Origin of the sequence: Aureibacter tunicatorum (genome assembly GCF_036492635.1) — a bacterium.
Lineage (GTDB): Bacteria > Bacteroidota > Bacteroidia > Cytophagales > Cyclobacteriaceae > Aureibacter > Aureibacter tunicatorum.
The window spans coordinates 226,674-239,931 of sequence record NZ_AP025305.1 but is presented as its reverse complement, the minus strand read 5'-3'; the positions used below and the strand labels follow the sequence as shown (position 1 = coordinate 239,931).

Annotated in this window: 8 protein-coding genes; 2 read left to right on the top strand and 6 right to left on the bottom strand. The window is 36.4% G+C overall.

The genetic code is table 11. The annotated features are described in order from the left end of the window. Nucleotides 1–99 precede the first annotated feature (99 nt). Together recN and AABK36_RS00850 are read left to right on the top strand one after the other, a co-directional pair. Nucleotides 100–1,755 (top strand): DNA repair protein RecN, encoded by a 1,656-nt coding sequence (recN, locus tag AABK36_RS00855; RefSeq protein ID WP_309937124.1) that lies wholly within the window; start codon nucleotides 100–102, stop codon nucleotides 1,753–1,755. Nucleotides 1,756–1,887: 132 nt separating this feature from the next. Next, the gene (locus tag AABK36_RS00850) at nucleotides 1,888–4,458 is read left to right on the top strand and encodes a M14 family metallopeptidase (RefSeq protein ID WP_309937123.1); all 2,571 of its coding nucleotides are present in this window, start codon (nucleotides 1,888–1,890) and stop codon (nucleotides 4,456–4,458) included. Between the two features lie 68 nt (nucleotides 4,459–4,526). Here the strand turns inward: AABK36_RS00850 and AABK36_RS00845 are convergent, their stop codons facing one another. From AABK36_RS00845 to AABK36_RS00820, 6 genes are all read right to left on the bottom strand, one after another. Then, nucleotides 4,527–4,697 carry a hypothetical protein gene (locus AABK36_RS00845; protein ID WP_309937122.1) on the bottom strand — a complete coding sequence of 57 codons (171 nt, stop codon included), beginning with the start codon at nucleotides 4,695–4,697 and terminating at the stop codon, nucleotides 4,527–4,529. Nucleotides 4,698–4,948: 251 nt separating this feature from the next. Then, a complete protein-coding gene (locus AABK36_RS00840; RefSeq protein WP_309937121.1) occupies nucleotides 4,949–6,466 on the bottom strand; it encodes an FG-GAP and VCBS repeat-containing protein in 1,518 nt (505 codons plus the stop codon). Between the two features lie 2 nt (nucleotides 6,467–6,468). Then, nucleotides 6,469–7,464: a hypothetical protein gene (locus AABK36_RS00835; protein ID WP_309937120.1), complete on the bottom strand. Its 996-nt coding sequence runs from the start codon at nucleotides 7,462–7,464 to the stop codon at nucleotides 6,469–6,471. Next, nucleotides 7,461–7,967: a hypothetical protein gene (locus AABK36_RS00830; RefSeq protein ID WP_309937119.1), complete on the bottom strand. Its 507-nt coding sequence runs from the start codon at nucleotides 7,965–7,967 to the stop codon at nucleotides 7,461–7,463. The genes AABK36_RS00835 and AABK36_RS00830 overlap by 4 nt, the downstream gene beginning before the upstream one ends. Nucleotides 7,968–7,983: 16 nt before the next feature. Next, nucleotides 7,984–12,006, bottom strand: a complete 4,023-nt coding sequence (locus AABK36_RS00825) for a TOMM system kinase/cyclase fusion protein (protein ID WP_309937118.1) — start codon at nucleotides 12,004–12,006, stop codon at nucleotides 7,984–7,986. A 76-nt stretch (nucleotides 12,007–12,082) separates the two neighbouring features. Continuing rightward, complete coding sequence (locus AABK36_RS00820; protein ID WP_309937117.1) at nucleotides 12,083–13,018, bottom strand: FHA domain-containing protein; 936 nt, start codon at nucleotides 13,016–13,018, stop codon at nucleotides 12,083–12,085. Nucleotides 13,019–13,258: the final 240 nt, after the last annotated feature.

The following is a 13,258-nucleotide window of genomic DNA, read 5'->3' as shown; positions in this document are numbered from 1 at the left end:
TTGAAAAGGCCTCATTTTGGCCTTTTTTTTATGGATAATTTTAATGTATATTTACTAAAAATAATAGTCCAACAATTTTAGTCTTACTAATTAGAAGCCATGATCACGAACCTTTTGATCAAAAACTACGCATTGATTCAGCACTTGGAGATTGAGCCTTCACGACATCTGAATATAATTACTGGTGAAACAGGAGCAGGAAAGTCCATCATGATGGGTGCTTTGGGCTTATTGTTGGGCAAAAGAGCCGATACGAAAGTATTATATGACAGCTCTACGAAATGCGTGATTGAGGGAACATTTGATATTTCAAACTATTCGCTCAAAACCTATTTTGATCAAAAAGATATCGAGTATTCCAACCAAGCTTTTATACGCAGAGAGATCTATCCATCCGGCAAGTCCAGAGCATTTATCAATGATACGCCTGTCAACTTGGAAACGCTAAAAGCCTTGTCAACAAGACTTATTGATGTTCACTCTCAACACGACACGCTATTGTTGGGTTCTCAAGACTATCAGTTGGAAGTCATCGATGCTTTCGCGCAAAACAGCAGAATCAAATCTAGCTTCGCTAAAGCATACTCTTTGTACAAAGCAAAAGAAAGGGCTTTCAATTCAATTCGCAAACAAGCATCCGAATTGAAAAAAGAGCATGATTACAACCTTTTCCTGTTCAATGAATTTGAAGAACTTTCTTTGCAACAAGGGGAGTTATCCGAGCTTGAGCAGGAAAATGAAGTCATGAGTCATGCTGAAGAAATCAAATCCAAGCTATCCATGGCTAACTACGCTCTTCAAGATGGCGAACAAACGATCCTTGACCAACTGCATGAATTAAAAAATGCTTTGGCTTCTATCAGCGAATATGCAGACATCTACAAGTCATTATCGGAGAGAATGGAAAGCTGTATGATTGAACTCAAGGACTTGGCCAATGAAATCGATTCGGAATCTTCAAGTGTGGAGTTCGACCCTCAAAGAGCTCTATTTGTTCAAGAAAGGCTGGGAAAAATATACCACCTACAACAAAAGCATCAAGTCGACAGCGAAGAAGAACTTATTGCAATTCACGAAGAGCTATCGGACAAAATCCTTCGCATAGAAAACTTGGATGAAGATATCGAATTAGCCGAAAAAGAAAGAACCCAAGCATATGAACAATTAATGCTGAAAGGGGAGAAGCTAAGTGAATCCAGAACCAAAACGTTTAAAAAACTAAGCAATGGATTGGTTTCCATACTCGTGGATTTGGGAATGGAAAACTCCCGACTTGTCATCGATCACAAAAAGGTAGAGCCCAATACTAATGGGATAGACGAAATAAACTTGCTCTTCAGCGCCAATAAGGGTGTGACGCCTCAAGAATTGAAGAATGTTGCCTCAGGCGGAGAATTTTCCAGGCTTATGTTTGCCGTCAAATACATACTTGCGGACAAAACCGCTTTGCCAACCATAGTTTTTGATGAAATTGACACTGGAATTTCAGGCGAAATCGCTTTGAAAATGGTCAAAATGATGGAGGAAATGGCTTCTACAGAGCACCAGTTGCTTGTCATCACTCACTTGCCACAAATAGCGTCTAAAGGCCAAAAGCATTATTTTGTCTACAAAGATCACTCTAGCGAACGCACTATAAGTAAAATGAAAGCGCTAAACCATGAAGAAAGAGTGCAAGAGATCGCTCAAATGATTGGAGGTGCTCATCCTTCCATATCAGCTTACGAAAGCGCTAAGGAATTGCTGGCTAAATAATAATTTAGAGATTTCAATGGACACAATAATGGGGTATTATTTTTACAAATTATAATAAATCTTTCCGTAGAAGCTTGTTTTCAGTAACTTTAGGACACTAATGATTTTGTAAAGTAGAATAACTCATAAAAAATGCGCAAAATTAAGCTTCTATGGCTTTTGATCTTCGCAGTATGGGCCCAAACTTCCTTGGCTCAGCAGAAATTAAAAAGCCCTTCGGAATTTTTAGGCTACGAACTTGGTGATCAATACACTCCACATCACAAAATCGTGCAGTATTTTGAATACGTAGCCGGGCACTCTGGTCAATATGTTAAACTTAAGGAATATGGCAAAACATATGAAAAAAGGCCACTATTGCTCACTTTTATCGGAGCTTCGGATAATATCAACCGACTTGAGACTATCAGAGAAGACAACTTAAAAAAAGCTGGTGTCTTGAATGGGTCTCCCGAAAATCCATCGGACTCTACCATCATTGTGTGGCTTAGCTACAATGTTCATGGAAATGAAGCAAGTTCATCAGAGACGTCTATGCAGACGCTTTACGAACTTGTGAATTTATTCTACAAAGCAAGAACAGATGAAAATCCAAGATGGTACGACAATGCCTTGGTGATCATGGATCCTTGTCTTAACCCTGATGGAAGAGAAAGATATGTAAGTTGGTTCAGCCAAAACATGAACTTCCCTGCCAATCCAAATGTAGACGCAGCGGAACATCATGAGCCTTGGCCGGCAGGCAGAACGAATCACTACCTTTTTGACCTGAATAGGGATTGGCTATGGCAAACTCAAATCGAGAGCGCTTCAAGAATGAAAGCATATAACCAATGGCTGCCTCAAGTGCATGTGGATTTTCACGAACAATTTATCGATGACCATTATTACTTCGCTCCAGGGGCAAAGCCTTTCCATGAAAACATTACGAACTGGCAAAGCGATTTCCAATATGTAGTAGGGCAGAACAATGCCAAATATTTCGATCAAAACGGTTGGTTGTATTTTACTAAAGAATCGTTTGATTTGTTCTACCCTAGCTATGGGGATACATATCCAATATTCAATGGAGCGATAGGCATGACTTACGAGCAAGCCGGACATACTCAATCAGGAGTAAAAGTCGAAACCAGCGATGGGGACACACTAACTCTTAAGCAAAGAATCGATCACCACTTGACTACCGGACTTGCAACTGTTGAAATCAGCTCATTGCATGCCAGTCAATTAGCTAGCGAATTCAAAAAATACTATCAACAAAGCAAGTCAAACTCAAAAGCTCAATATAAAACATACATTATAAAAGAGACTAATGATGTTGATAGAATGAATACGCTTAAAAGATTCTTAGCGAATCAAGGCATTGTATACGGCAAGCCATTAGTAAAAAGAGGCGTGAGAGGCTACAGCTTCAGCGAGCAAAAAGATGTTACTTACAACTTGCAAGCACATGACATCATCATTAATGCCAACCAAGCCAAAGGAAGCTTGATTGACGTAATATTTGAACCTTCATCAAAACTGGAAGATTCTCTGACTTATGATGTTACAGCTTGGTCAGTACCATACATGTTTGACTTGGATGTAGTCGCTACATCTGTAGACGTATATGGAAGTTCTGTCATTCATACCGAAACCTTCAGAAAGAATCCTGTGCCGGACAGCACTCCTTACGCTTTCGTCTCTAAGTGGAAAGATGTCAAGGATGTTAGATTTCTCGCGGCTTTGCTAAAAGAAGACGTGCATGTCAGGTTTGCAACAGAAAAATTCACAACTGGAGGAGCTACTTATGACGCGGGATCCTTAATCATCACAAGAGAATCAAACCGAAACTTGGGAAGCTTTAAAGAAAAGATCATTGAAATCGCAAATTCAACCCAAAGATACATTCACCCAGTATATTCAGGAATGGTCTTGAGTGGAAAAGACTTTGGGTCGGAATCTGTAAAGATTATCGACAAGCCTCAAATAGCCTTGCTAGGAGGTGAAAATGTCGTTCCTTATAGATTTGGCGAAGTTTGGTATTATTTCGAAAGAGAAATAGAATACCCTATCAATATCATTCGTAAAAACTATTTCTCCAGTATCAACTTGGATGCTTATGACGTATTGATTCTTCCTAATGGTTCTTACAGCGATCTTCTTGGTGAAAAAGAATTGGCTAAACTTAGAGCTTGGATTTCAAAAGGCGGAAAAGTCATCGCATTGCAAAATGCTTTGAAAGCCTTTAAAAACAAAGAAGGATTTGGCTTGCAAGCTTACCGCAATGAGTCTGAGAAAGACAAATTCGAAAAAATAGACGAGGCGTACCATGAAAGCAATTTATTAACCGACTATCACTCAAGAAATAGAAGAGCTATCAGCCAAGACATTTCAGGCGCTATCTTCAATGCGAGACTTGACAATACGCATCCATTAGGCTTTGGCTATGACAAGCATTATTACACGATGAAAACATCCTCAAGCAGGTATGCGTATCTTAACAATGGCTGGAATGTAGCAACAATCAAAGGCCTTGACTCAAGACTGGCTGGTTTCGTAGGTTATGAAGCGGCTAAGCAAATAGAGGAGTCTTTAATCTTTGGCGTGGAAAACATCGGCAAAGGACAAATCATTTACATGGTGGATGATCCATTATTCAGAGCAAGCTGGCATAGTGGAAACTTGATCTTTGGAAATGCGCTTTTCCTAACCGGGCAATAATCAAATAGTTCAAGCTAATTAAATAAAAAAAGCCTCTTGTCAATTTTAACAAGAGGCTTTTTTTGATTTTACTCTGCAGGGGGCAATGGTTGCACAGGAATCTCTGGCAGTGGTTGCACTGCTTCTGGCGGAAGCGGTTGCACTGGCTCAGCATCGTCAATATCACTATCCTTGTTGCAACTTGAAATGGTAGCTCCGAAGGCCAATAAGGCCGCAATGATTAAAACAGACTTTTTCATAATTAATAAGCGGTTAAATGATTACTCCAATTTGGTTTTATTATATCGGTTTCTGACTATATTACAAATCAATAAAGAAACCCACCCCTGAAGAAATGTTAAAAAGCGCTAAAATTGAAATTATAAGTATATTCGCTGTCGTCTTATAGCCGTTAATTTAAAATAGTGCATCGCCAAAAAAACATACAAAATAAATAAAAATACCCTGTGTTAATTGTGTTTAAGGTAAATACATATTTACACCTTTAGAGCTAATCACTGACAGAATAAATCAAACTACCGAAATTAGGATTCCATAAAGCTCTCAAAAGCTTTTTCTTTCGGCTTATTTTATAAAAAACTGAAACATAAACCATTCCTTTTTTGTTAATAAATATTTCATTGGATAAGCTCAACCAAAATTCATTTGGACACCAATTGTAATTATTGTGTGAAACTATCTCTCCGTTTATCATCACACTATCAATGACCTGAACATTATTATGATTTAGAGTTACAACCTTTTCTCCATTCACAAGCACTCTTTTAGCTTCTTGATAAACTAAACATTCATTATTGATATCCCCAATTGCAATTTGTTCATTAACCCCCAACTTCATCTGAGTAATAGAGTCAGGGGAACTCTTTAAATAACTTTCATTTAAAGAATCATAAGAATAGACAAGTAATGGAGCTCCACTTGTATTCAAACAATTTCTCAAAGAATAATATCCCAACACTAAATCTGATATCCCGTCATTATTCAAATCCGAGATTGCTGAATATGATGGATTATCAACATATTTCATTTCCTTTGAATTCAATTTCCAAACAGGGCTTGAATCATAAGTCTGATACAGATAAAAACCGCTTGACTCCCTATTAGTATTTGATGTGCTCATCAATGTAGTTAGAATCGCTGGGTAAGCATTCTCCTTTTCTTCAATTAATAAGCCAGAGGTTAAAGAAAAACCCATTACATCATCATAAACACCTCCATTCCATCTAGGCTCAATATCTAAAAAATGTTCATTCCCAAAAAAAATACTAATGGCACCAGCTTGCAAGCTATCAGCAACATGTCCCAAAGCCAAATCCAACTTCCCATCTCGATTAAAATCAGCAAAATTCAAACTCCATGCGCTATAATTTTCATATGTCGACCAAAATGGCTTTTCAAAATCTATCTTTCCCATTTTGTTCTCAAATACAAAAGACGGCATTGATATCAATTCATTTGTATTGCTTTCACACTTTCCAACACAAGCTACTGCTAAATCTAAATCTCCGTCACCATCAATATCTCCTAAGTCAACATCAAAAACGCTATAATTTAAATTCTTGACCATTGAAGGACTTTCTAAAAAGCGCCCATTATTATTTATATACACCTTTATTTTTCCACCTTCACATTTTTTATTGAAGTTGTTAAATGGAGAGACCGCTACAATATCTACAAACCCATCATTATCAATATCACCGACTGCAAGATTAGTATGATAATCAATATCAGAAAAATAATGATCGACTCTACTATTGTAAGAAGTTCCAAATGACCTTCCAGTGTTATAATAAATAGTTAATGGTTGAGGAGCCATATCATTTCCATTTGCCTGAACAATATCCAAAAAATCATCATTATTCAAATCAGCAAGAACAGACCCAGTAGTATACATCCCATTCTGCTCAAAACTAAAATAATTCTCTAAGCTTAAACTACTAGAATCTTGTGAGTATAAGCAGCCTGCTTGACTAAAAAATAGCACAGCAATTAAAAAGCATGTTCTCATTCTTAAAATAACTTATAAAAAGCATTCACACCCAAATACATCTTAGCATCCAATGAAACCTTTTTTCCTATTATTAATTTAAATGTCAAATCTCTTACAATTCCCATTTTCCAAGCCACAGAATCGTCATTGATCGTATCTTCACCAATCCACTTTGCTGCTAAATCCAATTTATCTGATAAAAGCAAGTTTTCCCTTTGCAAATCATTAAAAAACAAGTTAAAGCTTTTAATAGATTCACTAGAATCTTTTGAGTTTCGAGAATACACTTCAAGCCCAATAGATTCATTTAAACTTGGATCAAAAGTAAGTTGTAACGAAATATTAAAATGATATTCCATCAGCAAATTCACGACTGTTTTCAACAATACAGAATTCCCTTCCCAACTTATATTTTTTAAAAAAGACAAGCATTCCGAAACAGGCAACGAGATAATCAATCTTTGACCTTCCGTTCCTCTATAACTCATATTCAAAGTATGCAGAAGGTTTGCTGATGAAGGCATTTTACTAATGCAATCTTTCAAGTTAACTAAAACATCTGAAGTTGGATTGATCCCCTCTATTTTGAAACATTCATGAAGTGCCTTCATTGTATATGCTTTGTTATTATTATGAAACATCTGCCTATCAAAATAGCCATGCTCTAAAGCCCAAAACATCAATGTCCTATCCAATTCATGGTTAACAATATCGAATTCAAAACAGCAAAGTTGAGGCAACACCTCATTAGACATCCACTTATCCAAAATAGAATAATGGCTACTGTTGAGCCACTTTTTCATCGCATCACCTTGTGAACCAATTCGTTTTTTTGTTGCCATTCCTATCAAGTCAACCCTAGTGTTATCACAAATTCGCACTTCAAAATATAATGTATGAAAAATGGCGGGTACATCTCCCGCCACTTTCTTTATAGCATTCATAGAAGATTTTGACACTAACTCATCACTCAAATACTTCTCTGAATACTTGATTAAATCATTGGTTGCGATCATACTACTTCAAACGCATTTGGCAGAGATGCATCAAACTGCCCACTATTTTCATGATACTTTATATTCAAATTATAACGTCCGACCTCTAAATTTTCATCAAATATCGCACGCAACTCACTATTCGAAATAACTTCGAACTTCGATGCTCTTGCAAAATTCACTTCCGAACTAAATACCAAAATTTCGTCAATTTTATTTCCAGAACTTTCAAAATTCTCTCCTTTTATAATCATTTCATAGCTTGTCTGCCCTGATTTAAAAGTGCTAGGATCCACTTCAGTTAATTTAATTACTCCAGGAGCTGGCCATCCTAATAATGGGTATTGACTTAAAGCATTATCAATTTCTTCTATGATTTTAGCCTTTAAAGATTCAGGACTCATTGCTTTCAATTCGTCCAAATTCGAAATATTATACTCTGATAAAACCCTTTTTGGATCATTTGAAAATGAATCATTTATTTCTTTTTTTCTAATTAAATCTGAAATTAAATGTAATAGCATAGTTTAATGGTTTTTATTAAAAAAATTTATTGAATAGATTATTATTTTTAAAATGTACTTTATTTAAATTATTTACTAAAAAATACTCCTCGAGATTAAAATTAATTCCCTTGTATATTTTTAAATGATATGCTAAGATTAACCTCAACCAAATCAAATTATTTCTTTCTAAATAGCTTATTAATTTTTCTATTTCAATGCTATCGACACTTTGACCATTCCCCATTTTTGCAACTACAAAAAATACTTTCAAATAATCCAATGCAAAAAATATCCCTGTCTTCTCACACCTCTGTATTTCATTTTGAATCATTTTTACAGCCTTATCGAATAATTTTCTATCAATATTAGCTTTAATTAAAAATAGCATATACCAACTTTCAAAAGACATCAGACCTGAGTTATGTATTTTTTTTAAAAAACTTTCCCTTAAATCATTTTTAAAATCAAGTACGTTAAATGACATATAAATCAATTCACAACTATGCTCTATAAACTCCAAATCATTCTCTTCTGATATTTTTTTCGCAAAGTCTAAATAATATTTCGCTTGAGAATACTCTTTCTCTGAGTCTGAAAAGAAAGAACCTTGAATTACATATGCTGAAGCTATCTGACAATAAGCATTTGCAATTAAATCTTGAAAACCACATTTTTCAACTAACATTAAGATGGTTGACACACATTTAGCTGACTTCCCCAATTCTCCTAAAAAAATCAACGAAATCATCTTAAATGACAAAGCATTTACTAATGGCAACACTTTAGATCTATCTTTATAATCATCATCCAACCTGTCCAAATTAAACAAATTAATCGCCTTTTCACCTAATTCAATTACCTCTTTATAATTAGCTCTTAAATAATGAGTGTAAGACCTGCCAAAAATCAATGTCAACGCTTCTTTTTTATCCAACTTGGATTCATCAATATTTGATAGATACCTGATTGATTCTAAAGCAAAACCAATATTTCCTGTATTCAATTCATAAAACAACTTACCATTAATGGTTTCAACAGTAAGCTTAAGATCAAGCCTTGGATTTGACTCAATTATATCTATACTTTTTTTATAGTTTTCATGAATTAAATCATCTGTAAAACCTTTTGAAAATTGAAAAATAGAATTTTGAAGATTTAACACCTTTAGCCATAACTCTTGGGTTTCCAGCGAAGAACCAGACAACATCTCCAAACAACAAATAGTTTTCTTAATTAAGAATAAAGTCAATTCATATGACTGTTTGATTTTAAAGCTTTCCTCTGAACAAGACCACCAATATTTAACACTTTCATTAATTTTTCCAGATAATTGATAGTGATAAGCAACTAATTGATTTGTCTCCAAACTATTATTGCTTTTTTTAATATATTCAGCAATAGCAATATGCACCTTCACCTTATGACTATCAACCATGCTGTCATAAGCAGCGTCTCGTATCAAAATATGCCTAAAGATATAATTCGCTCCTTCGACTTTTCTTTGTTGATAAATCAAATCGGACTTCAAAAGCGATTCAAGGTCCATTTGCAAAGATGCCTCATCCTTGCGTCCGGACTTTAGCAATAGGTCGTAATCGAATTCTCGGCCTATTGCTGAAGCTAATTGCGCAGTCTCTTTTGCCGAGCCAAGCCGATCCAATCTAGAGTGCAACAACTCTTGCAGAGTAAGCGGGAGCATCTTGTCATCTATATCATCGATCAAACGGTAAATACTATCCGGCTTCACCAATAAATCTTGATCAATCAACATGCTTGTCAGTTCTTTCGCATACAAAGGAACTCCATCCGCTCTCTCGGTAATATAATCCAATGCTTCCTGCGCTACTTTTTCACCATCCAATTGACTAGTCACTAAAGCCTCTATCGTCTCTGAAGGCATTGAGTCGATTTTCAACTTTTCAATCTTCAATTCATCAAGCCAACCTTCCTCTACGGGCCTGCTAGTAATTAGAAAAAATGGAAGCTTTTTCTTTTCATCGTTGCTGATCATATGATTGACAAACTCCAAACTCATCTCATCAATCCAGTGCAAATCCTCGATCACCACCATATATTTCTCTGACTCAAGCCTTGTCAAGCATCTCTGAAAAATATCAAACAATATGACTTTCTGATCATTGGGATCAAATGCTTTTACTTCCCAACCTTCCGGCAAAACAATGGAGAACCAAGAAGCCATCAACATTATTTTGTCATCATCTTCTATGCCTATGTTCTTCAGCTCTGTTCTAAGTTTCTCAAACTTGTCTAAATTTTCAGACAAATCATCAAACTGCCAAGCTCTTCTAAAAAGTCTCAAAAATGGGTAAAGCGCACTATTCTCATGCTCAGGCAAGCTTCTGCATTCTAAAACAACTATTCCCTCGCTTTTTAATCCCGCTTTTATTTCATGAACCAAACATGATTTGCCTATTCCAGCTTGGCCTTCTAATAATATCCCAAATGAATCATTATAATTATTCCATTCACTCAGCGCTTTTTTCTTTTCGATATCTCTACCAACCATTTTATTCTTGCCAGTAGTTGTATTCAAAGAAATAAATGCCTCTGAATGCCTCTCGCCCATCAACAGAAACTCTCCATTTCGATGCGTTTCAAATTCAAGAAATGGTTCCAACATTTTCTTCGATACTCCGCTGGTCAATATCATTCCGTTGCCAGCCCGGTATGACATATCCATTGCCAAGTTGGGCACCGCTCCTTCCGGCAAACGATTTCTACTCACCAACACATGTCCTGAGTGCATCCCTAGCCTAATAGCGACTTTTATCCCATGCTGATCATATAACTGAACACTTCTATTTCTAGCCGCATTAACTAGTTCCAAAGCCGTTCTTCCTGCTCTTCTCGCATCCGTGTCGCTCACTTCAGGATATCCAAAGTAGATCGCCAAATTATTCATGAATGAATCAGAAACGAAACCTCCATATCTTAGCGCTATATCCCTGCAGATATTTATCTGATCTTTTAATATTGAATCGATAACTTCCATGCTCCCTCCCGAAAGGCTTCCTTCATAATCAATATCCAACTTGACACATAGCACTGTCAACTGCTTCTTAACCCCATTCATTCCAGACCACATCATACTGTTGGATAAAGTAGGCGCTTCTTGCTCCAACAAAGACTGAGATCTGCTTCTTTTAAGATCAACGAGCACCGTATCCATATTGATCTTTTCTAGCTCATTGATCAAATCCCCAATACCTTTGGGCCTATCCATTGGCCTTTTAGCGCATACCCACCGTAACAATTTACCTAAGGGATGATCTATTAAGCCGCTAGGCAGAGGCACATGAGTTGCCATAAGTTGCTTTTGAAACACTTGGGCTAACGATGCTCCGCTCATAACAGGCATGCCCATCAAACATTCCAGAAAAATGAGTCCCCATGCGTAGTAATCTGATTGCACAGTCGATGGCTCTCCTCTTAATTGCTCCGGAGCGCTATAAATAGGCGTCCCAACCAAATCGTGCGTCATGGTAATCTGTTGATAAGCGCCCAAGAGCGAACCACTGGTAAAGGTCCCTATGCCAAAGTCAAGTACTTTGACATACTCCTTTCCGCCAGACTTTGTCACCATGATATTTTGAGGCTTCAAATCCCTGTGCACCACACCTTTCTCATGAGCGCAAGACAAGGCGTCTAAAACTTGGCTCATAAGTTGTTTGGCTTTAAACGGTTCAAGCCTCTTGTGCCTCATTATATATTCCTTGAGTGTCTCGCCCTCCAAATATTCAAATACAGCAAAAGGGCTTCCCTCTTCGGACACGCCCTTGTCTATCAAATTCACTATATTTGGATGCGATATTCCAGCGCAGATACGCGTTTCTCTATCAAATCTGGTTAAATGTTGTTGTTTTCTGGTTTCATCGATTTTGGGATCAAACTTAACCATCTTAACTGCCACAGCTCTGTCAGTGCTCTCTTGGATAGCCTTGAACACGACTCCATAACCTCCCTCCCCCAAAAGCTCCAAGTACTTGTAATTAGGAATATCAAATATCCTCTCCTTATCCGTATGATATATTTCCATAAAAAATTCAATTATAACAAGCTCTTGCTTTTAAAAAAATAGCGCTAAAGCAAAAGCCTTCCCACAAAAATCATTATCAAGCGTAGAACGCCTCTTTCTTTATTTCAAATCTTGAAAAGTTAAATCTGAGCTTTCCTTTTCGTCTTTCAATTACATTAGCGAACAAGTATCCATAAGGCTTAAGTTCCGTCAAGAATTTTCTAAGTCTGTGAATTAAAATATTGATGTAATACACATCCACGTCTTTAAAGAGCTCCTTGCCCAACATCCTTTCCAAGTCTGAAACGGCGACCCATCCGGAAGCGCTTTCCTCAATTCCTTCATCCATGTCTCTTTTTTTCATACGTGCCAATAGGAGTAATAATTGGTTAAAAACCTTGCCTCCCAAATCCATGGTCAAATCATTGATTTTAATCTTAGAAAAAACATTCTCCTCATCATAACTAAGCATGAATTCAAAACAGGCTTGGGAAGCTATATCATTGTTCTTCACTGTTTCCTCCAAGCTGTTGTTTTCAAAAAACTCGTACTCACAATGCATGATATTGTATTTTTCTCCATGCCTCAATACCACTTCTTCATCGCAATTATCCAAAACCCATGATTGATCCTTATTCAAAAACAAGCTGTAATTAAGCTCGCTCTCTTGTGACAACACTACTTGGTCTCTTAATTCGATGAATCTATAATCAGGATGACTAGCTAATAAATAACTGCTAGGAGAAGCTAAATCCATCACGGTCAATTCATCTTCGATTTCATTGGAAAAAACTATTCGATCCCCCACTTTCAATTCAACTGTCTCATGATTCACATGCTTGCCGTTAAGCATTGTCCCATTGGTACTGTGATCTGTTAACTTCCACAATCCAACTTCCCAAAAAATCACTGCGTGCTTTCTTGAAACATCGGACACATGCAATCTATACATGTTATTAACATCTCTTCCAATGGTATACTGACTATGCAATATGAAACTTCTTTGGGATTGAGTACTCTTGATTATACCCATAAATCAACGAATTAGACTGACTCGTTCTACTTTCAAGCCAAATGAGAAATAATAAAAAATGGAAACTCCACGAGAAAAGTTAAACAAAAATCATTCCTCCTATTATTCAAAAACCAAATTACCCAACATAGCAATAATTATAATATAAATAGTTAAATAATTTTTCAATCAACTCAAATACAAGCCCACTTTTTAGAAAAATGTATAATATAAAACCTCTTCTATATGTGGAAAATCAAT